Genomic DNA, 24,406 nt, shown 5'->3' on the forward strand with positions numbered 1-24,406 from the left:
CAGGTTTTCCCCATCATGTTTCTTCTTATACAGTGCCTTGCATATATCTTCGAGGACCAGACGCCATCATGACTCATGCGATTGCGGATTCCCGCGTTCCCGCACTGCTCGACTTCCTGTCTTCTTCTCCCACGCCGTGGCACGCGACGGCTTCCATGGCGCAGCGTCTTGAACAGGCGGGCTATCGTCGCCTCAGCGAGACGTCTTCCTGGCAGCTGGTGCCCGGTGAGCGCGCCTATGTCACGCGCAATGATTCCTCGTTGATCGCCTTTCAGCTCCCGAAGGGTGATACGTCACTGAGCTCACTTCGGATGATCGGTGCGCACACCGATTCGCCCTGTCTGCGCCTGAAGCCCAATCCGGCGCAGGCCAGTCAGGGCTGGTTGACGCTGGGCGTCGAGACCTATGGCGGCGTGTTGCTGAGCACCTGGTTCGATCGCGATCTGGGCCTTGCGGGCCGCGTCCAGGTGCGGCATGCGGACGGTCGTCGCGAGACGCTGCTGCTGACGGTCATGCGTCCGTTTGCCTGCGTGCCGAGCCTGGCGATCCATCTGGATCGTGACGTCAACAGCGGGCGTGCCATCAATGCCCAGACCCAGATGTCAGCCGTGGTCATGCAGCTTGGGGAAGAGGTCGGGACGCCCGCGGAGGCCTTCAATGCGCTGTTGATCGAGCTGATCGAGGAGCAGCACGGCGTGCGGGTCGCGGATGTCGTCGACTTCGAGCTGGGCCTGCACGATCTGCAGCCGGCGGCGCAGTCGGGGCTGAAAGGTGAGTTGATCACCAGTGCGCGCCTCGACAATCTGCTGTCCTGCTTCGTCGGTCTCGAGGCTCTGCTGGAGGCCGATGGCAGTCAGGGGGCGCTGTTCGTCACCACCGATCATGAGGAAGTCGGCAGTGCCAGCGCCTGTGGTGCCCAGGGGCCCTTCCTGGCTGATGTGCTCAAGCGCATCAATCACTACGTCGGCTTGGACAGCGAAGAAGGCTATCAGTGCCTCGTGCAGCGCTCCTTGATGATTTCTTGCGATAATGCCCACGCCGTGCACCCCAATTTCGCGGACAAGCATGATGCGGGGCATGGGCCGAAGTTGAATGCCGGGCCGGTCATCAAGGTCAATGCCAATCAGCGTTACGCCACCAACAGCACCACGGCCGGGCTGTTCCGCGAGATGTGTCGCGAGCAGGATGTGCCGGTGCAGACCTTCGTCAGTCGTGCCGACATGGGCTGTGGCAGCACCATCGGGCCGATCACCGCCAGTGAGGTGGGGGTGCCGACTCTGGATGTAGGGCTGCCGCAGTGGGGCATGCACTCGATTCGTGAGACATCCGGCAGTGCCGATGTCGCTATGCTGATCAAGGTGCTGGTAGCCTTCTGCAATCGCGAGCAGCTGGACTGAGTGGTCGAGCCGGATTGTGCTGAGATAGCGGGCGCGTAGCGTAATATCGTAAAAAGACGAGCCTGGAAAAAGGGCGGCCTGCGGGTCGCCCTTTTTGATGCCTGTGACCTGGCTCGAGGGCTGCGGAGCGGGGCGCTAGGTGCGCGAGCGAAGCGCGGTCAAGGTCCGATCAAGGTCTCGGCGCAGAACGCGCACAACGAAAAAGGCCTGACTGCAAGCAGTCAGGCCTTTCGAATCTTGGTTGGTGGCTACACCCTGATTTGAACAGGGGACCCCATCATTATGAGTGATGTGCTCTAACCAGCTGAGCTATGTAGCCGTCCAACGGAGGCGAATATTACGGATTGTCCGTGATGTTGTCAACGCATCAGCGCGAAAAAGTGGCAGGGAATTCATCAGACTAGCGTCCCGGCCGCGCAGCGAGGGCATCAGGTAGGCTGTCGGAGAGAGAGCTGGGGAGAGCCTCTCGCGAGATGGCGCGTGCGATGAGGTCGCCACTGGCGCAGGCCAGCGTGAAGCCCAGGCTGCCATGGCCGACGTTCAGCCACAGATTGTCCGGGCTGTTCGCTTGCCGGGGACGGCCGAGGATCGGCGGCCCCTTGGGCGTACTGGGGCGCAGTCCGGCCCAGGGAGTGGCCTGCGCGAAATCGCCGGCTTCGGGGAAGGTATCGCTGGCCAGCTTGCGCAGGGCGGCAATGCGCTGCTCATCCAGTTCGGGGTGGAAGCTGTCGCGTTCCCGCTGGCCGATATCCACCATCGCCGCGACGCGCAGCTGGCGCGATGCCGACGACTCCAGGTCGGCGTAGACCACCTTGCGTGCCGAGTCGGTGACGCTGATGCGCGGCGCGGCCGTCTCCGGGGTGTCAGCTGCCAGTGGCAGGGTGAGGCTATAGCCCTTGAGCGGCTGCAGGGGCAGGTGGATGCCCAGTGGGCGCACCAGCTCGGCGGCATGATTGCCGGCCGCGATGACGACCTCTTCGACGGCATGGCATTCTCGGCGGCCATCAAGGTGTCTGAGCTCGAGCTGCGCGATGCGACCGTTGCGTGCGCTCAGCGGGGCGACGCGCGTGTTGGCGATGCGCGTGTAGCGCCTGGAGGCCTGCAGCTTGCGCTCCAGCGCCTGACAGAAGGCATGGCAATCCGCCGTCTCGTCCGAGGCGCTGAAGATGCCGCCCGACAGATGGGCTTGCTGATGGGCCAGTGAGGGCTCCAGCGCGATGCATTGGCGCGCATCGAGCACCTGCTGGTCCTGCGGGGCGACGCGCGCGGCGGCCGCCTTGTCGAGCGCCACCGGGTCACGATGGATCACCAGCTTGCCGCGCTGCTGCCAGGCGAAGTCGCCGAGCGCATCTCGAGTGCGCCACTCGCTCATGATCGCCTGGCTGTGCAGGGCCAGCGAGAGCATTTGCGCTGCGCTGGCCTGATGGGTGCGGTGATTGCAGGCGGCCACAAAGCGGGCCATCCAGCGCCATTGTGCGGGGTCCAGATTCGGGCGCAGTTTCAGCGGTGCCTCATTGCCTGCCAAAAGCCACTTGATGGCCTGGCGGGGCACGCCGCTATCGGCCAGTGGCGCCACATAGCGATAGCTCAGCTGGCCGCCATTGGCGTGGCTGGTCTCGCTGGCGACCTCGGCATGGGCGTCGATCAGGGTCACGCAGTGGCCGGCGCGTACCAGGGCGTGGGCACTGGCGAGGCCGATCACGCCGCCTCCGATGAGAGTCACGTGGCGTTGCATGCTGGGCTCCCGGGTCGTGAAGGTCGTGTTGCGTTGTGTTCGAGCTTGCCGGTCGCTGGCGTGAGTGGCGAATGAAAAGGATGTGCTGCGCCATAACCCGAGGTTATGGGGTAATCTGATGCGCAGGCGCTCAATTGCGCCCTCAAGTACGCCCTCAAGTAAGCCCTCTAGACAACCGGACAGGGAGATAGCGCATGCGGCTCAGGGACCTGGAGATCTTTCACGCCGTCCTGCAGGCCGGCAGCGTGACCGGTGCGGCGCGGTTGCTGCATATCTCCCAGCCAGCGGCGAGCAAGGCGCTGCAGCAGGTCGAGCGCCAGTGGGGCATCACGCTGTTCACGCGCAGTGCAGGGCAGCTTCATCCCACCGAGGAGGCGCGCAAGCTGGAAGCGGCCAGTCAGGGAATGCTCGGTCAGCTGGACGATGTGAGACGGCTGGTCGATGGCTTGCGTGAGGGCGAGGCGCGCACGCTCAAGGTGGTGGCGACGCCTGCCATCGCCCAGCAATTGCTGCCGCAGGCGCTGGGTCAGTGGCGCCGGCGTCAGCCGCGGGTCAGCTGTGAGCTGGCGACCCAGCATACCCGCGAGATCGTCGATGCCCTGTTGCTGCATGAGGTCGATATCGCCTTCACGCTGAGTGCGCCGACGCATCCTGCGCTGATGACGCGACCGTTGGTGCGCATGCCGCTACTGGTGCTCGCGCCCGCAGGGTATTGGGCACAGGACTGTCAGCAGACGCCGATGACGGTGGCGGAGTTAGCCGGTCAGCGCCTGATCGCGCTGGGAGCGCACGACCCGCTGGCGCGGCGACTCGATGGTCTGCTGGCGAGCGTGGCGCAGGAAGCTTCAAGCGCTTTGCCATCTTCACCGCGCATCGTGACGCGTGTGCAGACCTATCCACTGGCGGCGGCGCTGGTTCAGGCGGGGGAGGGGCTGGCGGTGGTCGATGCGCTCACGGCGCATGCCGCCACTACGGAGCGCGGCTTGAGCGCGCGTCAGATGCCCCAGGCGGGTGAGCTGGTGCTGAGCGCCGTGTGGCGACGCGAGGCGGGGCGTTCGCGGCTGGCCCAGTCGCTGGCGGACCAGCTCGCCAGGCAGGCCGCGCAGTGGCTGCAGGTGCCGCTGGCAGAGCACTCTACGGTCTGAGTCCATCGCTGGTTGAGGTCTCCACTGGTTGAGACCTCCATGGCTTGATCGGTGTCCCTGCTTGAGCAGTTTCCCGCGCCACAACGCAGAACGGCCCTGACCTCGTGAGAGATCAGGGCCGTTCTGTCAGGACGGGCTGTCAGGGCGTCAGCTGGGCCCGGGCGTCGCCGGGCACCGGTGAGCCATCAGACATTGAAGCGGTAGTGCACCACGTCGCCATCCTTGAGGATGTAGTCCTTGCCTTCCAGGCGCCATTTGCCGGCATCCTTGGCGCCTTGCTCGCCCTTGTAGGCGATGAAGTCGGCATAGGAGATGACTTCGGCACGGATGAAGCCTTTCTGGAAGTCGGTGTGGATGACACCAGCGCCTTCCGGTGCGGTAGCGCCGATCTTGACGGTCCAGGCACGCACTTCCTTCACGCCAGCGGTGAAGTAGGTCTGCAGACCCAGCAGCTCGTAACCGGCGCGGATGACGCGGTCCAGGCCCGGCTCTTCCATGCCCAGTTCGTCGAGGAACATCTCGCGCTCTTCCTCGTCCAGCTCGGCGATCTCGGCTTCGATCTTGTTGCACACCGGCACGACGCTGGCGCCTTCGTTGGCGGCAATGCCGCGCACGATATCGAGGTAGGGATTGTTCTCGAAGCCTTCCTCGCTGACGTTGGCGATGTACATGGTCGGCTTGAGGGTCAGGAAGCCGAAGCCGCGCACGATCTTCAGGTCGTCATCGCTGAGACCGAAGCTGCGCAGCGGCTGGCCTTCGGCCAGGTGCGGCTGGATGCGTTCCAGCACGGCCTTGGTGGCGATGGCTTCCTTGTCGCCGCCCTTGGCGACGCGGGCCAGACGCTGGATGCTGCGCTCGACGCTGTCGAGATCGGCCAGGGCCAGCTCGATGTTGATGGTCTCGATGTCGGCGGCCGGGTCGACGTGGTTGGCGACGTGGATGACGTTGTCATCCTCGAAGCAGCGCACCACGTGCGCGATGGCGTCGGTCTCACGGATGTTGGCCAGGAACTTGTTGCCCAGACCTTCGCCCTTGGAAGCGCCCGCGACCAGACCCGCGATGTCGACGAATTCCATGGTGGTCGGGATCACCTTCTCCGGCTTGACGATCTCGGCCAGCGCGTTCAGGCGAGGGTCAGGCATCGGCACGATACCGGTGTTCGGCTCGATGGTGCAGAAGGGGAAGTTCTCGGCGTCAATGCCAGACTTGGTCAGTGCATTGAAGAGAGTGGACTTGCCGACGTTCGGCAGGCCGACGATGCCGCAATTGAAACCCATGGCGCTAGATCCTGGTGTGACGTATCGAATGGGGCGTGGCACTGGCAGTCGTCTCGACCAGCAGGCTCTGAGTGCACAGGCACTGGGCATGCGGGGAAACGAGTGGGCAGGCACGGAATGAAGACAGGCGGGAAGTGTAAGGCCTCATGCCGCCGAGGTCATCCATTGGGCGCATGTCGCGCGGCAAATGATGCCTTTTGCTGCTGATCGCGTGGCGAGACGCGCGCACGCAAGCGAGGTGATGCGCTGAGCGAATCACCGAAATTCGGAGAGGGGTGATGCCGGGTGATGCAGAGGTTCAGCTCTTGAAGGAATGCAGGCGATTCATGGCCCGTGCCCATTCGCCACTGATGGCGTCGGGGAGGGTCATCACCACTTCGTCGATGGCGTCGTCGATGGCCTGGCGTTCAGCCTTGCCGGGACGCCCGAGCACGAAGTTGGTCACCAGCTTGGCATTGCCGGGGTGGCCGATGCCGATGCGGGCACGATGGAACGACTTGTCGTTGCCCAGTGCACTGATGATGTCGCGCAACCCGTTGTGACCGCCATGGCCGCCACCCTGCTTGTAGCGGGCGGTGCCGGGGTCGATGTCCAGCTCATCGTGGGCGACGAGCAGTTCATCCGGGGCGAGCTTGTAGAAGTTGCACAATGCGGCCACGGCCTGACCGCTGCGATTCATGAACGTCGATGGGAACAGCAAATGCAGATCCTGACCGGCGAAGTGGACCTTCGCGTATTGGCCATGGAACTTGCGTTCCGGACGCAACGTGGTGTGACCGTGGCGCGCAAGAGCGTCAAGGAGCCAGACGCCGGCATTGTGACGGGTGTCTTCGTATTCGTTCCCCGGGTTACCGAGGCCGATGATCGCTTTCACTCGTGACATGCGCTGTCTGGCTCCTTGATCAGGCTGCGTTATTCTGCAGCAGGTGCTTCTTCGCCTTCAGCAGCATCTTCTGCGTCAGCAGAGATGTTCGGACGAGTGACGTTGACCACAGCGGTGTCGTGATCGGCACCGTGGGACAGGGCAACGGACTCGGCGCCTTCCGGCAGAGCGATGTCGGACAGGTGCAGGGTGTGGCCAACTTCCAGCTTGGACACGTCCAGCTCCAGGTATTCCGGCAGGGCTTCCGGCAGGCAGCTGATTTCGACGTCAGTCGCCAGGACGTGCAGGACGCCGTCCTGGTCCTTGACACCGACACAGGCTTCCTGACCAGTGATGTGCAGCGGCACGTTCATGGTCAGTTTGTGGGTCGGATCGATGCGCAGGAAGTCAACGTGAGTCAGCAGCGGCTTGAACGGGTGACGCTGCAGGTCACGGATGACGACTTTCTCGGTCTTGCCCGCAACATTCAGGGTGATGATGGAGGAGTAGAACGCCTCATCGTCAACCGCCTTGTACAGGCTCGGCTTGTCGATCATGACCGGAGTCGGGGCCTGGTCGGCACCGTAGATGATGGCCGGCACGAAGTCGTTCGTACGACGCAGGCGGCGGCTCGCACCTTTCCCCAGGTCTTCACGAACTTCAGCATTCAGTTTGAACAGTTTCATTTTGCAGATACCTCAAGGGTCTAATGAGAATCCGGTAGCCCCCGCGACCAGAGCGCTACCGGATCCATGAGGCCGGCCCGGAGATTTCCGGGCCGGCCGCTTGTCGGCAGATGACGGATCATCTGCCGTTGTCAGTGCCTCTTCCCCGAGCAGCGGCGAGCAGGGCCCGCCGACAGGACTCAGTGGAACATGGCGCTGACGGATTCTTCATTGCTGACGCGACGGATCGCCTCGGCGATCAGGCCAGCGACTGTCAGCTGGCGGATCTTGCCGGAACGACGCGCGGCGTCGGACAGCGGGATGGTGTCGGCAACCACCACTTCGTCGAGGACGGAGTTGGTGATGTTGTCGACCGCCGGGCCAGACAGGATCGCGTGGGACGCATAGGCCACGACGCGGTTGGCGCCATGATCCTTGAGTGCCTCGCCCGCCTTGCACAGGGTGCCGGCGGTATCGATCATGTCATCGACCAGCACGCAGGTGCGGTCCTTGATATCACCGATGATGTTCATCACCTGGGCCTGGTTGGCCTGGGGACGACGCTTGTCGATGATGGCCAGCTCGCAGTTGAGCTGCTTGGCGATGGCACGGGCACGTACCACGCCGCCCACATCCGGGGAGACGACGATCAGGTTGTCATAGTTCTGACGTTCGATGTCGTCGAGCAGGATCGGTGAGCCGTAGACGTTGTCCACCGGCACATCGAAGAAGCCCTGGATCTGATCGGCATGCAGGTCCATGGTCATGACGCGATTGACGCCAGCCTTGACCATCATGTCCGCGACCACCTTCGCCGAGATCGGCACGCGAGCAGAGCGCACGCGGCGGTCCTGACGGGCGTAACCGAAGTAGGGAACGACCGCAGTGATACGCGCCGCAGACGCACGACGCAACGCGTCCACCATCAGGATCAGCTCCATCAGGTTGTCGTTGGTCGGTGCGCAGGTGGACTGCATGATGAAGACGTCCTTGCCGCGAACGTTTTCGTTGATTTCTACCGCAATCTCGCCATCGCTGAACTGACCGACGGTTGCATGGCCCAGGCGGGTATCGAGGGCTTCAGCTACCTTGCGGGCGAGAGCGGGATTGGCATTCCCCGCGAATACCATCAGTTTTGACACGCGCAGCCACCTTTGGAGTCTTGTGGGATCTCGGGAGTGGAGAATTCCGGGTTGACCGGGAACGGCCAGGATTGGCTGGGGTACCAGGATTCGAACCTGGGAATGTCGGTACCAGAAACCGGTGCCTTACCACTTGGCGATACCCCAGCAACGTTCACTTCAACCAGTTGCTGTGCTCAGGCCGAAGCCAGAGCGGCATGTAGAGGGGAGATATTGCAACCGCGTGCCGAGAAGGCGTGCCACATCGGGCGCTCGAGTTCGAGTCGACCCAGCACCTCGCTGGCCTGTCGTGCGTCGTCAAACGCACAGAACACACAGGCGCCGGTGCCCGTCAGTCTGGCGGTGCCGAACTGGTCCAGCCAGTCCAGGGCGTCGGCGACTGCCGGGTACAAAGTGCGCACCACGACTTCACAGTCGTTGCGGCCCCCCTGCAGTGCGCGCGCCATACTAATCGCGAGGCTGGAACGTGTCAATTGCGGGTGGCCGAACACGGCGGGTGTCGCGACCTCGACACCGGGGTGGATCACCACGAACCATGGGGTGTCCAGCGGGGCTGGCACCAGGCGTTCGCCGATGCCTTCGGCCCAGGCGGCGAAGCCACGCACGAACACCGGCACATCCGCGCCGAGCGACAGCCCGAGCTCGGCAAGGGCGTCTTCGCCAAGCTCGAGCCCCCAGAGTCTGTCCAGTGCCAGCAGGGTCGTGGCGGCGTCGCTGCTGCCGCCCCCCAGGCCGCCACCCATCGGCAGCACTTTCTCCAGCGTGATATCGACACCGGGCAATGCGGTGGGTGACGCGACCTTGCCCTGCGCGTGTGCGGCTTCTCGCAGCAGGCGCGCGGCGCGCACGATCAGGTTGGCCTCTTCGGGCACGCCTTCAATAGGCGGTGAGAGGCGGATGGCCTCATCGTCGCGCAGCGTGAAGCTGAGGCTGTCGCCGTGCTCGAGAAACTGGAACAGCGTCTGCAGCTCGTGATAGCCATCGGCGCGCTGGCCCGTGATATGCAGCATGCGATTGAGCTTGGCCGGTGCCGGCAGGGTGAGAGTCATGGTCGATGCGGATGCGGCTGTCGGGGTCGTCATGGAAGAAGGAGAAGGTGTCACGATCACAGCGCCTGCCACTGGTTGACGATGAGCGTGGCGGTGAGGTCGCCGTAGTAGAGCTTCATCTTGCGCGGCAGCCACAGGCCTTCGGCGCGGGTCCAATCCTGATAGTCCACTTCCCAGCCGTCCTGGTAGAGGGTGGTCGGGAAGCCAAGTTGATCTGTCTCGATGTCATGCTCGCCAGCGGCCGGTACGCCGCGCACCCAGTTGTCGAGGGCGCCCAGCGGCAATGACCAGCCCAGTTGCGCCAGCATCAGGCTCTCGGCATCCGGGGCCTCGAAGTCCCCCTCGGAGGAGGAGAGGCGCACACCATCGGCGTCACGCACCAGAGTCGTGCGCCCCGCGCCCAGCGGCCCGGTGATCAGCATGTGGTAGTCATCGCCGTCCTGCTGCCAGTCGAGGTTGGCGCTATGGCCTTCCTCGGGGGTGCGAATGCCGACCTTGCCTGCCAGCTGCCAGTGGGTCAGGGCGGCAAGTTGCGCGTCCTGTTGCTGCCAGTCGCCGTCGCTGCGCGTCAGATCACCGGCATTGTCGCTGGCCATCTGGCTGGCGCAGCCGCTGAGTACCAGTGTCATGGCCAGCAGGGCTGGCCCGAGCAGGCGGCGTGCCTGGCTCAGCAGGGGGAGTGGCAGGGGAGAAGTGATCATGACGCGAAGGCCTTCCGGATGGCGAGAAGATGAGTGACGGTGAGTGAGACTCCACTCACTGACGGGTCAGGATAATGGACTCGCCAGTGGGCAGAAAGTGCCGGGTAGCGTGGCAGTGCCCTTCAGGGCGCGTCGACGACCGGGCGCAGCTCGGGGATGTGCTGGAACAGGGCTTCGAGCTCGCTGGCTTCTTCAAAGCGCTCGCTCAGCTCTACCGCCAGGCCACGGGCTTCATCCTCGCGGCCCAGCGCCCACAGCACCTCGATGAGATGGGCGCCGATCTCGGCATCCTGCTGCTGGGCCCAGGCGGCTTCCAGCGGTGCCAGCGCATTGTCGAGGTCGTCGGTCAGATAGCGGCCCCAGCCGAGGCTATCCAGAATGGCCGCGTCGTCGGGCGACAGCGCATGGGCGCGCTCGATCAAGGCCAGTGCTTCCTCGAGGCGGTCCGTCTCCACCAGCAGGGTGTAGCCGAGCGCGTTGTAGGCTCTGGCGTTGTCGGGTTCCAGCGCGATGACTTCTCGCAGGTCTTCTTCCATGCCGCCCAGCTGATCATCTTCCAGGCGGCGGATGCCGCGCAGGAACAACAGGCTGCCCAGCTCGCTTTCCAGCGTGTTGCGCGTGTCGGTCTCCTGGGTGGCGATGGCTTGCGCAAGCGCCTTGCGGCGCGTGGTGATGCTGCTGCTCAGCAGGGCCTCGGCCTCGGCATGCGCCTCCTGGGAGTCGAGCAGGTCGATCTCGAAGCTGAGCAGCGTCATGGCATGACGCGGATGGCGCAGGCGTTCCACGGCCAGGAACTGACGGGCCTCGTCCGTGCGCTCATGTTCGACCAGCAACTGGGCGGCGCGGGCGCGGCTGGAAATGTAGCGCTCGCCGTCCGGCACCTGACGGTAGTAAAGGATGGCGTTGTCGACGTCGCCGCTGGACTCGGCGGCCAGCCCCAGCAGGGCGTAGGCGGCATCCGGCACCGGGTCTTCGTCGAGCAGCGGCAGCAGCAGGCGATGGGCGTCCTCGGGGGAATCGGCATCAAGATAGAGGCTGGCCAGCGCCAGGCGCAGGCGTGGCGCGTTGGGGTGGCGGGTGACGAGGCTGTCGATGCGTTCGCGTGCCGCGTCCAGATCGCCGCTGGCCAGTTCGGTCTGCGCGGCGCTCAGGATCAGGCGGCTGTCATCGGGAGCGATCTCAAGGCCTCGGGCCACCGCGCGCCGCGCCGCCTCGAGACGCCCCGCACTGCGTTCGATCTCGCTGCGCGCCAGCCAGAGCTCCGCCAATGTGGCGTGAGCGCTTTCCAGGCGCACCAGGCGTGCACGCGCCGCTGTCTCATCGCCCAGCGCTGCCTCGAACAGTGCCGCGGCAATCTCGGGCATCGGCTGCTCGGGATACTGGGCGATATGCGTCTCCAGCATCGCCAGCAGGGGTTCGAGCTCGGCACCGGCATCGATCGCCTGCTCGGCCAGGGTCGCCAGATTGCCATTGCCGCCACTGGCGGTGAGCATCAGGCGCTGCTCGAGCGCGGCCTGCCAGTCGCCTCGCTCGACCGCCAGGCGGGCGCGGATGATGCCGGGCTCGCTGGCGGACTCATCGAGTTGCTGCCAGCGTTCGGCGGCGCGCTCCAGCAGGGCCGGGTTGTCGGCGAAACGGGCCGCGAGCACGGCGCGTCGCGCCAGTTCCGGGTCATCGAAGTGACGGCTGGCGGCCAGATAGCCATTGGCGGCGCGGGGATAGTCACCGCGCTGTCCGGCGAGTTCGGCGCTCAGCAGCTGATTGAGGCTGTCGGCATCCAGGCCCTGCTGGATGGGCGGCGCCGTGGCCAGCGGGTCGGGCTGCGCCATCAGGGGCGCGGAGTCGCTCATCGACTGACAGCCGGTCAAGCCCAGCAGCAATCCGCCCACGACGCAGGACTTCCACCCGGCGCGCGGGCGACGGGGGGCATCAAGGCAGGCGTGCGCGTGCGGGGGGCTATGTTCAGCGGCAGTCGAAGCGTGCATGCAACCTCGCGTTTGTCAGTGGGGGCAGGATGAGAGAACGGGGCGGTCGAGCCGCAGGCCGGGTCATGCGCGCAGCGTGGCGCTGACGAAGGCGTCGTGTCTTGCAGCATAACGGCTGGTGGCGAGCGGGGATAGCGTTGCCGATGCAAGCAAGTGGCATGACCCACCGGATGCCTCGTATGCCGACAGATACGCCGCGCGGGCTGATAGCGATAGCCTGCCAGCATCATGGAAAATCCTCATCGGCTGCGACATGCTGCGGGGTCGCGTGGTCCAGACGCTGTGGTAGAATGAGCGCGCTAATATTACGATCTCAGCCGCTTCGGCAGTCCTGTGTGCCTTTATGTCAGCCGCCTTTGTCCCCATTGAGTCGACAGGTGTAAAGGCACCGAGCCTGCGCGGATTACCTGCTGTCCTGGCCTTGGCCTCGCGGCAGGCCAGCACCGAGAGCCGCCTGACATTGACGCCGATTCCTGCCGGCCAGACCCTGACGACTGACTCCATGACCCTTCTTGCCCTTGGCATCAATCACCGCACCGCCGCCGTTGACGTGCGCGAGCGCGTTGCTTTCACGCCTGCGCAGCTCGATGCCGCGCTGGGCGAATTGAAGCGCCTGCCGGCGGTCTCCGAAGCGGCGGTGCTGTCGACCTGCAACCGTACCGAGCTCTACTGCGTGACCAGTGATGGCGCCAAGTCGGTGCTCGAGTGGCTGGGGCGTTTTCACCGCCTGCCGGTGGAGGAGCTGTCGCGTTGCAGCTATCAGCACCTGGGAGAAGAGGCGGTACGCCATCTGATCCGTGTCGCGGTGGGGCTGGACTCGATGGTACTGGGCGAGCCGCAGATTCTGGGCCAGCTCAAGGACGCCTATCAATTTGCGCGCAACTCGGTGGGGCTGGGCGGTGAGCTCGAGCAGCTCTTCCAGCATATCTTCCAGGTCGCCAAGCAGGTACGTACCGAGACCGGTATCGGCGAGAACCCCGTCTCGGTGGCCTACGCCGCCGTCAGCATGGCCAGCCACATCTTCGATGATTTCTCGCGGGCCAATGCCTTGTTGATCGGTGCCGGCGAGACCATCGAACTCGTCGCGCGTCATCTCAAGGAAGCGGGCATCGCCAACCTGTGCATCGCCAACCGCACCGTGTCGCGCGCCGAGCGTCTGGCCGATGAGCTGGGCGGGAGCGCCATCGGCCTGGAAGGCATTCCGCATGCCCTCGAGAATGCCGATATCGTGATAGCCTCCACCGCTTCCCAGCTGCCGATTCTCGGCAAGGGCATGGTGGAACGCGCGCTCAAGAAGCGCCGCTACAAGCCGGTGTTCATGGTCGACATCGCCGTGCCGCGCGATATCGAGCCGCAGGTCGGTGACCTCGACGACGTCTTCCTCTATACGGTCGATGACCTGCAGGAAGTGATCGATGAGAATCGTCGCCATCGCGAGCTGGCCGCTGCCCAGGCAGAAGAGCTGATTCGCCAGGGCGTCAACGCCTGGTTGCACCTCAAGCGAGTGCGCAGTGGCGGCGAAGTCATCAAGCGCTACCGCAGCCATGGCGAGCAACTGCGCGCCGAATGCGAGGCGCAGGCGCTGGCGGAGCTCGATCAGGGACGCGACCCCCAGGAAGTGGTCGCGCAGCTGGCACGCCAGCTGGCCAATCGCTTCATGCATCACCCGACGCTGGCACTGCGCCAGGCCTCGGGAGACGATCGCCAGGATATTCTTCAGACGGCCCAGACGCTTCTGCTCGCGCCGGCTGATTCATCACAGGACCCTTCATGAAAGACAGCCTCATCACCAAGCTCGACACCTTCCATGACCGCTTCGAGGAGATCTCCGCACTGTTGTCGGAGCCCGAAGTGATCGGGAACCAGGCCAGGTTCCGCGACCTGTCGCGGGAGTATGCCGAGCTTGAGCCATTGATCGAGGCATGGCGCCGCCATCGTGGCCTGAACGAAGACCGTGACGCCGCGCTGGCGATGGCGGAGGACAGTGATCCAGAGATGCGCGACATGGCGCGAGAGGAAGTCCGCGAGACCGAGGCGGCGCTCGAGACGCTGGAAGCCGAGATCACCCAGTTGCTGATTCCGCGCGACCCGGATGATGGTGCCAACGTCTTCCTCGAAGTGCGCGCCGGCACGGGCGGTGATGAGGCGGCGCTGTTCGCCGGCGACCTGTTCAAGATGTACTCGCGCTACGCCGAGCTCAAGGGCTGGAAGGTCGAGACCGTCAGCGCCAGCCACGGCGAGCACGGCGGCTTCAAGGAAGTCATCGCCCGCGTGAAGGGCGAGGGCGTCTACTCGCGCCTCAAGTTCGAGTCCGGCGCGCACCGCGTGCAGCGCGTGCCCGCCACCGAATCCCAGGGGCGAATCCATACCTCGGCCTGCACCGTGGCGGTGATGCCCGAGGCCGATGAAGTCGGTGACGTCGACATCAATCCGGCCGACCTGCGCGTGGACACCTATCGCAGCTCCGGCGCCGGTGGTCAGCACGTCAACACTACCGATTCCGCGATTCGCATCACCCACCTGCCCACCGGCGTGGTGGTGGAGTGTCAGGACGAGCGCAGCCAGCACAAGAACCGTGCGCGCGCCATGTCACTGCTGGCGGCGCGCCTCAAGCAGGCCGCGGTGGATACCCAGGCACAGGCCACCTCCGATGCCCGTCGCAAGCTGGTCGGCTCGGGTGATCGCTCCGAGCGTATCCGTACCTACAACTTCCCGCAGGGGCGTCTGACCGATCACCGCATCAACCTGACGCTCTACAAGCTCAATGAAGTGATCGCCGGCCAGCTGGACGAAGTGATCGAGCCGCTGGTGGTGGAATACCAGGCCGATCAGCTGACCGCACTGCAGGAGCAATAAGGTGAGAATCGATGTCACCCTGGCAGCCGCGACTGCCCGTCTGAGCGAGGCGGGCAGCGATTCTCCGCGTCTGGATGCCGAGCTGCTGCTGGGCGAGGTAATGGGACGAGAGCGCACCTGGTTCTACACCTGGGGCGATCGTGATCTCGGGAGTGAGGCCGGCGCCGAGGGTGTGGCACGTTTCGAGGCGCTGCTGGCGCGTCGCGCCGAGGGCCATCCCGTGGCGCATCTGCTCGGGCGGCGTGAATTCTATGGCCTGACGCTGGCCTGTTCACCGGCCACACTGATTCCGCGCCCGGACACCGAGGTCATGGTGGAGTGCGCGCTGGAACTGGCCGAGGCCACCAGCGGCAAGCTGCTGGATCTCGGCACCGGCACCGGTGCCATCGCGCTGGCCTTTGCGCGTCATCGCCCGCAGTGGCAGGTGCTGGGGGTCGATCTCATCGAGGAAGCCGTGCAGCTTGCGCGTGGCAATGCCGAGCGTCTGGCGATCGTCAATGCCGAATTCCGCCAAAGTGACTGGTTCAGTGCCGTTACCGAGAGCGGCTTTGCGCTGATTACCGCCAACCCCCCTTATCTGGCCGATGATGATCCGCATCTCGCGCTGGGCGATGTGCGCTTCGAGCCGCGCTCGGCGCTGGTCGCGGCCGAGGCAGGGCTGGCGGACTTCCTGCATCTGATCGCCACTGCGCCGCAGCACCTGGCCGCAGGCGGCCACCTGATGCTGGAACATGGCCTTACCCAGGGCAATGAAGTGCGCGAGGCACTGCGTGCCGGCGGCTTCGTCGACGTCGAGACCCTGGAAGACCTGGGCGGGCGCGAACGCATCACGCTGGGCAAGCTGGCCTGATGCTCGTCGGGCGCCGGATAGCGGTGCCCGTGTGTGGTCCCCACTGACATCCTCGCGCTTGGCACCCCTGTAGTGCATTCCACCGTTTTCAGTGGAGTCTGCGTGGAATCCTCGTCACAGTACCGCCAGTGAAGGCGTATCCCCTGTTGGCCGGGTATGATAGTAATGAACCTGCATGATTGGCATGGTCATCTGATAACCCCCTTGTTATCCGACGGCCTGACTGCACGGAAGCCAGGAGCACGGATGATCCTGCTGCAAGTCACCCTGCTGGGAAAACTATTACAATGAAAGCAAAATCACGCTCTCTGGACCGCATCGACCTCAAGATTCTGCGTTGCCTGCAAGAGAATGCCCGTATCTCCTATGTCGACCTCGCCTCGGAAGTCGGCCTTTCCACCACGCCGTGCCTGGAGCGCGTCAAACGCCTCGAGCGCGCCGGCGTCATCCGCGGTTACAAGGCGGTGCTCGACCCCAAGGCGCTCAAGGCCAATCTGTTGGTCTTCGTCGAGATCAGTCTCGAGACGCAGTCGCCGTCGGTGTTCGATGAGTTCCGCCGCGCCGTCTCCAAGCTGCCGCAGATCCAGGAGTGTCATCTGGTCTCCGGTCAGTTCGACTACATCCTCAAGTGCCGGATTCCGGAAATGTCCGCCTATCGTCAGCTGCTCGGCGATGTGGTGCTGACGCTGCCCGGCGTCAAGGAATCCAAGAGTTATGTGGTGATGGAAGAGGTCAAGGAGCAGTTCTCGCTGCATGTGCCCGATATCGAGGAGCTGGATGCCAAGTAATGGCAAGCCCTGTTGTTGTTGTTGGGCAGGGCTCATGGCTTCTCACTTCATTTACCGATAGGCGGCTTTTCTCCCATGCAAGATTCGCAATTGCTGCGCTACTCGCGCCAGATCCTGCTCCCTCAGGTCGACATTGCCGGGCAGCAGCGCCTGTTGGCGGCGCGGGTTCTGGTGATCGGGGCGGGTGGCCTGGGCTGCCCGGCAGCGCTCTATCTGGCAGCCGCGGGCATCGGCACCCTGGTGGTGGCCGATGATGACCACGTCGAGTTGTCCAATCTGCAGCGCCAGATCGCCCATGGTGACGCCGACATCGATCAGCCCAAGGCGCAATCACTCGCCGCCTCGCTGTTGGCGATCAACCCTGATACCGAGGTGATCGCGTTGTCAGAGCGGCTGCAGGGTGAGGCGCTGGCCGAGCAGGTGGCCGCCGCAGACGTGGTGCTCGATTGCACTGATCGCTTCAGCTCACGCTTCCCGATCAACGCCGCCTGCGTGGCAGCGGGCACCCCGCTGGTGTCCGGCGCCGCGATACGCTTCTCCGGCCAGCTGGCGGTGTTCGATCGCCGTGAGCCACAGGCGCCGTGTTATGGCTGTCTGTACCCGCCGGATGAGCTGGGCGATGAAGAGCTGACCTGCGCTGAAAGTGGTGTCATCGCGCCGCTGGTCGGCATCATCGGCGCCTTCCAGGCATTGGAGGCGCTCAAGCTGATCAGCGGTGCCGGCAGCGTGCATCGCGGCCTGGCCACCTTCGATGGCCTGAGCGGTGAATGGCGACGCATGGGCCTCAAGCGCGACCCCGGCTGCCAGGTGTGTGGTCAAGCGTCATGATGTAGCCGGTCAAATCGACGGTATATCTCCAAGTCGCATGTCTTCAGGACAGCATATCTTTAAAAAGCCCCGCAGCCTTTCTGGCTGGCGGGGCTTTTTTGTCGCATGTTGTGGTGGAGCGGCCGGCGCTGCGCATGCCGCGTGTGCGCACCACCAGGGTGCGCCAATGCCGTGGGGTGTTGAAGATTTCTCCCATGCAGCGCAATCAACATGCAGCATTCCAGCGAAACGTGTGGTAAATATCGAAAATATTCCAGTCGATGGTGAATAAACTCAACAAGAGCGGATGAGGAGGTGCATGGGCGGCTTCAGATCAGGCACGCAGAGCGAGTGTGCTGGCTCGTATTCCTACTACCAGGCCAGCCAGCGTGTGACGCTTGACCCATGCCCGCCTCTAGCTGGTGAGCAGCGTGCCGATGTCTGCGTGATCGGCGGCGGTGTCACGGGCTGCTCCGCTGCGCTGCATCTCGCCGAGCGTGGCTATTCGGTCATTCTGCTGGAAGCGCAGACTATCGGTTTCGGGGCCTCCGGGCGCAGTGGCGGCCAGATCCTGCCGGGGCTCGGCACCGATATCGCGACGGTCGAGAAGGCGCTGGGGCGCGAGCAGGCACGCGCCATCTGGGAGATGAGCCGCGAGTCCGTGCGCCTGACCGCCGAGCTGGTTGCCCGGCATCAGATTCCCTGCGATTTCACCCAGGGCTACCTGCATGCCGCGGTCAAGCCGCGTCATGTGCGCGCACTGCAGGAGTTCCAGGCGCGCATGGCACGCGATTACGACTATCACGCGCTGCAGTGGCTGCAGGGCGATGCGCTGCGCGAGCGGGTCGTCACCGACGCCTATCCGGGCGCGTTGCATGATGGCGAGGGCGGTCATCTGCATCCGCTCAACTATACCCTCGGACTTGCGCGAGCTGCCCAGCAGGCCGGCGTCACGCTCTGCGAACAGAGCCGGGTGCGTCAGCTTGACCACGGCCAGAGCGGCGATACACCCGATGGCACCTCACGGCGTGCTCGTATCCATACCGAGCATGGCTGCGTGAGCGCCGAATTCGTGGTCGTGGCCACCAATGCCTACCTCAATGGCCTCGTCGCCTCGCTGGAAGAGCGCATCATGCGTGTCGCCAATTACATCGTCGCCACCGAACCGCTCAGCGAGGCTCAGGTCGCGCAGGTCCTGCCGCAGGATGACGCGCTTTCCGATGCCAACTTCGTGCTCGACTACTACAGTCTTTCTGCCGACAGGCGCCTGCTGTATGGCGGTGAGGTGAGCTATACCGGTCAGGAGCCGCGTGGCCTCAAGGCGCGCATGGACAGCAAGATTCGCCGCCTGTTTCCGGTGCTCGATGGCGTGGCGATCGATTACCGCTGGGGCGGTGACGTGGCCATCACCATGAACCGCGCGCCGGACTTCGGGCGTCTTGCGCCGAATGTCTATTACGCTCAGGGCTACTCGGGACATGGCATGTCGCTTGCAGGATTGGCGGGCAAGCTGGTTGCCGAGACCATCGCCGGTCAGGCAGAACGTTTCGATATCTTTGCCGCCATGCCGCATCGTCCCTTCGTGGGCGGGCGCTGGCTGCGAACTCCTCTGCTGGTCCTGGCGACCAGCTTCTACACGTTGCGTGATCGGCTATAGGCCGAGGCCATGATGAAGGTGCTGCACATTTGACACTGTTGAACACCCCGACAGCCCAAGAGCTGGAAACGACTGGTGAGTAATCGCAAGGGAGGCGCGATGAGCGCGGTGGATGGCAAGGACGCTGGTACGCCCGAGCAGCACATGACGAGAAAGCCTGCCGGCGCGCGGGCGCCTGGCGGCACGCACGCCAGCGAGAGCGTCAGTGAGCATGTCGGTGAGAGCTTCGACGATAACGCCGGTGAGAACCTTGGCGATACCGTCAATGAGAGCGTCGGCGAGAGCCACGGCACCAATGCGGATCAGCCCGCGCTGCCGCGACGCGCGGCATCCTCCATCCAGCTCAAGGGGCTGCACAAGCGCTTCGGCAATGAGGTGGCGGCGCTGGATGGCGTGGACCTGAGCATCCAGCCCGGCGAGTTCTTCACGCTGCTGGGGCCTTCGGGCTGTGGCAAGACGACACTGTTGCGGATTCTGGCCGGTCTCGAGGCGCTGGATGAAGGTCAGGTGGTGATCGGCGGGCGGGACGTCACCGAGGTGCCGCCGCATCAGCGCAGCGTCAACACGGTCTTCCAGTCCTATGCGCTGTTTCCGCATCTGTCGGTGCGCGACAACCTGGCATTCGGCCTGAAGATGCGCGGTGTCGCCCCCCGGGAGCGCGAGGCCAGGGTTGCCGAGATGGCGGAGTTCATCAAGCTGGGCAGCCTGATCGATCGCCGGGTCGACCAGCTCTCCGGTGGTCAGCGTCAGCGCATCGCGCTGGCGCGGGCGCTGGTCTGCGAGCCGGATGTGCTGCTGCTGGATGAGCCGCTGTCGGCGCTGGATGCCGGCCTGCGCAGCCAGATCCAGATCGAGCTGCTGCGCCTGCAGAAGCGCCTGGGCATGACCTTCGTCTTCGTTACCCATGATCAGCAGGAAGCGATGGTGATGTCGGACCGCATTGCGGTGCTCGACAGCGGTAGCCTCCAGCAGGTCGGCTCGCCGCGTGAGATCTACGAGCGTCCGGCCAATGCCTTCGTGGCGCGCTTCATGGGCCATGCCAATCTGTTCGACGTCACGGCTCGCGATGACAGCCGCAGTGACGCCATCCGACTGACCACGCCGCTGGGCGTACTGACCGCACAGGCGCCGGGCACTGGCAGTCTGCTGCTGTTGCGTCCCGAGACGCTGGACCTGCGCCGGCGACCCGCCAGCGAGTTCGAGCGTCACGACGTGCTGGAGAACCACTTGCCGGGCCGAGTGCAGGAGCGACTCTACCGCGGCAGCCACGCCGAATATCGTGTCGAGGTGGCGGGTGTCAGCGTGCAGGTGGTGGTCAACAACCGGGGGGGCCAGTTGCCGGAAGTCGGCGACCAGGTCGATGTGGTGGTCGCCGCGCAAGACCTGATCACGCTGAGGGGATGACGATGGCCTATCACACAACCCTGGCCACCGCGCGCAGCCGCGCGGTGGTCGCCGAGTCACGCCACCTGTTGCTGACGGTCGCGCCCGGTGCACTGTGGATCATCGTCTTTCTGGTGCTGCCCAGTCTCTATCTGATGAGCGTGGCCTTCATGACCAACGGCCCCTATGGGCTGCCGGAAATGCCGTTGTCATTGACCTCGTTTCAGCAGCTGGCCGGACAGGGCTTTCTCGGCTGGAGCCCGGGCAACCTGATGACGCTGGGGCGCTCGCTGTGGCAGACCGTGCTTTCCACTGTGCTGGTGGTGCTGGTGGCCTATCCGATCGCCTATTACATCTCGCAGTCAGACCAGCGCTGGCGGCCGATCATGCTGCTGGCGGTGGTGGTGCCGTCCTGGACCAATCAGGTCATTCGCACCTTCGGCTGGATGAATCTGCTGGCGCCGGGCACGCCGCTGGCGGAGCTGGCGGAAGCCATGGGCATGATCGCGCCCAACATGGGGCTCTATCCGTCCAATTTCGCGGTCACTCTGGGGCTGGTCTACAACTTCCTGCCGTTCATGGTGCTGCCGCTGTACGCCGCCTTCGAGAAGTTGAATCTTTCACTGGTGGAGGCGGCGCAGGACCTCTACGCCTCGCCGCTCAAGACCTTCTGGCACGCGGTCTTCCCCCAGACGCTGCCGGGGCTGTTGGCGGGTGTCGTGCTGGTGGCGATTCCGGCCTTCGGCATGTACGTGATTCCGGAGCTGCTGGGCGGCGGCAAGGGCATGATGCTGGGCAATCTGGTCGCCAATCAGTTCGCTGGCAGCGCCAACTGGCCGCTGGGGGCGGCGGGCGCGATCCTGATGCTGATCGCCACTTTCATTGGACTGTATGCGATGCGCCGTATCGGCAAGCGGCTGGGCGGCGGTGAAGAGGTGGTGATATGAGGCGCGGTGGTTTTCACAAGGGATTGCGGGGCTTCTGGTGGCTGACGCTCGGTTTTCTGTATCTGCCGCTGATCGTGGTGATGCTGTTTTCCTTCAATGCCTCCAACAGTGCCGCCAGCTTCACTGGCGTGTCGCTGCGCTGGTATCGGCGCCTGCTGGGCAATGACGCGATTCTGTCGGCGCTGGGCAATTCGCTGCTGCTGGCGGTGGTGTCGTCATTGCTGGCGCTGATGATCGGCACGCTGATCGGGTATGGCATGTATCGCCATCGTCACCGCAAGCTGGGTTGGCTGATCGTGCTGATCTATCTGCCCATCGTGCTGCCGGACATCGTGTTCGGGATCTCGGAAATGACCTTCTTCGTCAAGATCAATGAGCTGACCGGTCTGCTGTCGCCGGGACTGGCCACCATGACCATCGCACATGTCACCTTCCAGGTGCCGTTCGTGGCGTTGATCGTCTACTCGCGCTTCGTCGGGCTGGACCCGACGCTGTTCGAGGCGGCCAAGGACCTCTACGCGACACCGCGGCAGCGCGTGCAGTTCTTCATGTTGCCGACACTCAAGCCGGCATTGATCTCGGGCTTCCTGCTCTCCTTCACGCTGTCGCTGGATGATTTCGTGATCAGTTTCTTCACCGCCGGACCGGAGAGCGCCACCTTGCCCATCTACATCTGGAGCGCGATACGCAAGGGCGTGACTCCTGAAATCAATGCCATCGCCACGTTGATGATGGCGGCGGTCGCCCTGGCGGCGCTCACGAGTCTGGTGCTGTCGCGCCGGCGCGCGGCGTCGTGAGAATACGCAATATCCACAGGCGGTCTGACACTGCTGTCCTTGCCGACGTCGGGTCTGATCATTCATCACGCACGTCCCATCACTTCTCAAGCACGTTGAGCGGAGCATCACAATGACAAACAACACGCTGCGTTTCGCTGTCGCCATCGGCAGTCTGCTGCTGGCAGGTGCCGTCCAGGCCGAAGACAAGAAGCTGTATCTCTTCAACTGGACCCAGTACATGGACCCGGAAATCATCACCGCTTTCGAGGAGAAGTTCGGCGTCGAGGTGGTCGAGAACTACTACAACTCGCTGCCGGAGATGCTGGCCAAGCTCAACGCGGGCGGCGTCTCCCAGTACGACATCATCGTGCCGTCCAACTATTACGTGCCGCGTCTGATCGAAACCGGCCTGGTGCAGAAGATCGACAAGGCCAAGGTCCCGAACCTGGCCAATGTCGCCGAGCAGTTCAGTGACCCGAATTTCGATCCGGGCGCCGAATATACCGCTCCCTATCAGTGGGGCGTGACGGGACTGGTCTACAACGCCAGCACCTTCAAGGACGCTCCCAAGAGCTGGTCCTTGCTGTTTGATCCTGCCGTCAATGGCTATTACCCCTTCAGCCTGATGGGCGATGGTCAGGTCAGCATGGGGTCTGCCTGTGCCTATCTCGGGCACGGCTACGACTGCACCGACCTGGATGACTGGCGCGAAGCCGCCAGGCTACTGATCGAGACCAAGCACCGCGACAACTTCAGCGGCTTCTCCGATGGCACGCCGGCGCTTCAGCAGCTGGCGCGCAAGGTCACCCATGGCGCGTTGTCCTACAACGGCGACTACCTGTTCTATCTGGAGGAAAACCCGGAGTCCTTCGCTGACATCAAGTTCGTCATTCCTGACGAAGGTGCCGAGAAGTGGGTGGATTCGATGATGATTCCGGCCAAAGCACCGCACCCGGAGCTGGCGAACGCCTTCATCAACTTCATTCTGGATGCCAAGGTCGGCGCGCAGCTCTCCAACTACAACTACTACGCCAGTCCCAACGCCGCCGCTGCGCCGTATCTGGATGAGGTACTGACTCAGCCACCGATTCAGCCCTCTGAGGATGACATGGCGCGCCTGCGTTTCTCACCGAGTCTCTCCGGCCAGCAACTGCAGGTATTTCAGCAGCTGTGGTCTGAGGTGCAGTCGCGCTGAACCGAGGGGCTCTGAACCGAGGGAGCTCTGATTGATGTCTGAGTCGAAGCCACGCATGGAGCATCACGATGACAACTGACACGCTGCGTTTCGCTGCGGCCATCGCCAGCCTGTTGCTGGCCGGTGGCGTCCAGGCCGAAGACAGGAAGCTGTATCTCTTCAACTGGACCCAGTACATGGACCCGGAAATCATCACCGCCTTCGAGGAGAAGTTCGGCGTCGAGGTGGTCGAGAACTACTACAACTCGCAGCCGGAAATGGTCGCCAAGTTGAATGCCGGGGGTGTCTCCCAGTACGACATCATCGTGCCCTCCAGCTACTACGTACCGCGCCTGATCGAGATGGGCCTGGTGCAGAAGCTCGACAAGGACAAGGTGCCGAATCTGGCCAATCTCGCCGAGCAGTTCCGTGATCCGGTGCTGGGGGAGGGGCTCGACTATGCCGCGCCCTATCAGTGGGGTGTCACCGGGCTTGTCTACAACGCCAGCACCTTCAAGGAAGCGCCCAAGAGCTGGTCGATGGTGTTTGATCCGACCATCAATGATGCCTGGCCGTTCGGCTTGATGACCGGTGGTCAGGTCAGCATGGGCATCGCCTGCGCCTATCTCGGCCATGGCTACGACTGCACGGACCTGGATGACTGGCGCGAGGCCGCCAGGTTGCTGATCGAGACCAAGCATCGCGGCAATTTCAGTGGCTTCTCCGACGGCACGCCCGCACTTCAGCAGCTGGCGCGCAAGGTCACGCATGCCGGGCTGTCCTTCAATGGCGACTACCTGTTCTATCGTGAGGAAAATCCGGAGTCCTTCGCTGATATCAAGTTCGTCATCCCCGATGAGGGCACCGAGAAGTGGGTGGATTCGATGATGATTCCCGCCAGGGCGCCACACCCGGAGCTGGCGAATGCCTTCATCAACTTCATTCTCGATGCTCGGGTCGGCGCGCAGCTCTCCAGCTACAACTACTACGCCAGCCCCAATGCCGCGGCAGAGCCGTATCTGGATGAGGTGCTGACTCAGCCACCGATTCAGCCCTCCGAAGAGGACATGGCGCGACTGCGTTTCTCACCGAGTCTCTCCGGCGAGCAGCTGCAGATCTTCCAGCAGCTGTGGTCCGAGGTGAAGGCGCGCTGAGCGCTGGCAATCGGGTCTATCGAAGCAGGCTGCCGAGCGCGTGGCCTGCCCTG

Annotated in this window: 21 protein-coding genes and 2 tRNA genes; 13 read left to right on the top strand and 10 right to left on the bottom strand. The window is 64.0% G+C overall.

The features are described 5' to 3' along the window. Positions 1-68: 68 nt before the first annotated feature. The gene (locus LCW13_RS03300; RefSeq protein WP_225347584.1) at positions 69-1,397 is read left to right on the top strand and encodes a M18 family aminopeptidase; all 1,329 of its coding nucleotides are present in this window, start codon (positions 69-71) and stop codon (positions 1,395-1,397) included. A 242-nt stretch (positions 1,398-1,639) separates the two neighbouring features. On the opposite strand, the gene LCW13_RS03305 is transcribed toward LCW13_RS03300, so the two are convergent. Both LCW13_RS03305 and LCW13_RS03310 read right to left on the bottom strand, forming a co-directional pair. Then, positions 1,640-1,716, bottom strand: a tRNA-Met gene (locus tag LCW13_RS03305). An 81-nt stretch (positions 1,717-1,797) separates the two neighbouring features. Next, positions 1,798-3,132 carry an FAD-dependent oxidoreductase gene (locus tag LCW13_RS03310; protein ID WP_215823893.1) on the bottom strand — a complete coding sequence of 445 codons (1,335 nt, stop codon included), beginning with the start codon at positions 3,130-3,132 and terminating at the stop codon, positions 1,798-1,800. Positions 3,133-3,326: 194 nt separating this feature from the next. On the opposite strand from LCW13_RS03310, the gene LCW13_RS03315 reads away from it, so the two are divergent. After that, positions 3,327-4,277 carry a LysR family transcriptional regulator gene (locus tag LCW13_RS03315; protein WP_215823894.1) on the top strand — a complete coding sequence of 317 codons (951 nt, stop codon included), beginning with the start codon at positions 3,327-3,329 and terminating at the stop codon, positions 4,275-4,277. A gap of 185 nt (positions 4,278-4,462) precedes the next feature. Here the strand turns inward: LCW13_RS03315 and ychF are convergent, their stop codons facing one another. From ychF to LCW13_RS03355, 8 genes are all read right to left on the bottom strand, one after another. Beyond that, entirely contained in the window at positions 4,463-5,554 is a 1,092-nt protein-coding gene (ychF, locus tag LCW13_RS03320; protein WP_215823895.1) for a redox-regulated ATPase YchF, read from the bottom strand. A 298-nt stretch (positions 5,555-5,852) separates the two neighbouring features. Further along, on the bottom strand, positions 5,853-6,437 hold the full coding sequence (gene pth, locus LCW13_RS03325) for an aminoacyl-tRNA hydrolase (RefSeq protein WP_043335900.1): 585 nt from the start codon (positions 6,435-6,437) through the stop codon (positions 5,853-5,855). A gap of 29 nt (positions 6,438-6,466) precedes the next feature. After that, positions 6,467-7,102: a 50S ribosomal protein L25/general stress protein Ctc gene (locus LCW13_RS03330; protein ID WP_043335898.1), complete on the bottom strand. Its 636-nt coding sequence runs from the start codon at positions 7,100-7,102 to the stop codon at positions 6,467-6,469. Between the two features lie 179 nt (positions 7,103-7,281). Beyond that, the gene (locus LCW13_RS03335) at positions 7,282-8,223 is read right to left on the bottom strand and encodes a ribose-phosphate pyrophosphokinase (protein WP_172978614.1); all 942 of its coding nucleotides are present in this window, start codon (positions 8,221-8,223) and stop codon (positions 7,282-7,284) included. 72 nt (positions 8,224-8,295) lie between these two features. Beyond that, positions 8,296-8,370, bottom strand: a tRNA-Gln gene (locus LCW13_RS03340). Between the two features lie 29 nt (positions 8,371-8,399). Continuing rightward, entirely contained in the window at positions 8,400-9,272 is an 873-nt protein-coding gene (gene ispE, locus LCW13_RS03345) for a 4-(cytidine 5'-diphospho)-2-C-methyl-D-erythritol kinase (RefSeq protein ID WP_131431347.1), read from the bottom strand. A gap of 56 nt (positions 9,273-9,328) precedes the next feature. Next, a complete protein-coding gene (lolB, locus tag LCW13_RS03350; protein ID WP_215823896.1) occupies positions 9,329-9,973 on the bottom strand; it encodes a lipoprotein insertase outer membrane protein LolB in 645 nt (214 codons plus the stop codon). A 122-nt stretch (positions 9,974-10,095) separates the two neighbouring features. After that, a complete protein-coding gene (locus tag LCW13_RS03355; RefSeq protein WP_215823897.1) occupies positions 10,096-11,862 on the bottom strand; it encodes a tetratricopeptide repeat protein in 1,767 nt (588 codons plus the stop codon). Positions 11,863-12,460: 598 nt separating this feature from the next. Here LCW13_RS03355 and hemA point away from each other — a divergent pair. The 11 genes from hemA (at position 12,461) to LCW13_RS03410 (ending at position 24,353) form a co-directional block, all read left to right on the top strand. Further along, positions 12,461-13,732, top strand: coding sequence for a glutamyl-tRNA reductase (gene hemA, locus LCW13_RS03360; protein WP_192838326.1), 1,272 nt, complete (start codon positions 12,461-12,463; stop codon positions 13,730-13,732). Beyond that, the gene (gene prfA, locus LCW13_RS03365; protein WP_215823898.1) at positions 13,729-14,814 is read left to right on the top strand and encodes a peptide chain release factor 1; all 1,086 of its coding nucleotides are present in this window, start codon (positions 13,729-13,731) and stop codon (positions 14,812-14,814) included. The genes hemA and prfA overlap by 4 nt, the downstream gene beginning before the upstream one ends. A gap of 1 nt (position 14,815) precedes the next feature. Continuing rightward, positions 14,816-15,664, top strand: a complete 849-nt coding sequence (gene prmC, locus LCW13_RS03370; RefSeq protein ID WP_225347585.1) for a peptide chain release factor N(5)-glutamine methyltransferase — start codon at positions 14,816-14,818, stop codon at positions 15,662-15,664. A gap of 287 nt (positions 15,665-15,951) precedes the next feature. Further along, positions 15,952-16,452 (top strand): Lrp/AsnC ligand binding domain-containing protein, encoded by a 501-nt coding sequence (locus LCW13_RS03375; protein WP_043335877.1) that lies wholly within the window; start codon positions 15,952-15,954, stop codon positions 16,450-16,452. Positions 16,453-16,527: 75 nt separating this feature from the next. Continuing rightward, positions 16,528-17,280 (top strand): HesA/MoeB/ThiF family protein, encoded by a 753-nt coding sequence (locus LCW13_RS03380; RefSeq protein WP_043335874.1) that lies wholly within the window; start codon positions 16,528-16,530, stop codon positions 17,278-17,280. A 298-nt stretch (positions 17,281-17,578) separates the two neighbouring features. Then, a complete protein-coding gene (locus LCW13_RS03385) occupies positions 17,579-18,916 on the top strand; it encodes an NAD(P)/FAD-dependent oxidoreductase (RefSeq protein ID WP_225347586.1) in 1,338 nt (445 codons plus the stop codon). Between the two features lie 75 nt (positions 18,917-18,991). Continuing rightward, the gene (locus tag LCW13_RS03390) at positions 18,992-20,320 is read left to right on the top strand and encodes an ABC transporter ATP-binding protein (protein WP_225347587.1); all 1,329 of its coding nucleotides are present in this window, start codon (positions 18,992-18,994) and stop codon (positions 20,318-20,320) included. 2 nt (positions 20,321-20,322) lie between these two features. Further along, positions 20,323-21,246 carry an ABC transporter permease gene (locus LCW13_RS03395; protein ID WP_225347588.1) on the top strand — a complete coding sequence of 308 codons (924 nt, stop codon included), beginning with the start codon at positions 20,323-20,325 and terminating at the stop codon, positions 21,244-21,246. Beyond that, positions 21,243-22,043 (top strand): ABC transporter permease, encoded by an 801-nt coding sequence (locus LCW13_RS03400; RefSeq protein WP_225347589.1) that lies wholly within the window; start codon positions 21,243-21,245, stop codon positions 22,041-22,043. Before LCW13_RS03395 ends, LCW13_RS03400 begins: the two co-directional genes overlap by 4 nt. A 112-nt stretch (positions 22,044-22,155) precedes the next feature. Continuing rightward, positions 22,156-23,220, top strand: coding sequence for an ABC transporter substrate-binding protein (locus tag LCW13_RS03405; protein ID WP_225347590.1), 1,065 nt, complete (start codon positions 22,156-22,158; stop codon positions 23,218-23,220). Between the two features lie 68 nt (positions 23,221-23,288). Then, positions 23,289-24,353, top strand: coding sequence for an ABC transporter substrate-binding protein (locus LCW13_RS03410; RefSeq protein WP_225347591.1), 1,065 nt, complete (start codon positions 23,289-23,291; stop codon positions 24,351-24,353). Positions 24,354-24,406: the final 53 nt, after the last annotated feature.

Source organism: Cobetia amphilecti, assembly GCF_020217465.1.
Lineage (GTDB): Bacteria > Pseudomonadota > Gammaproteobacteria > Pseudomonadales > Halomonadaceae > Cobetia > Cobetia amphilecti.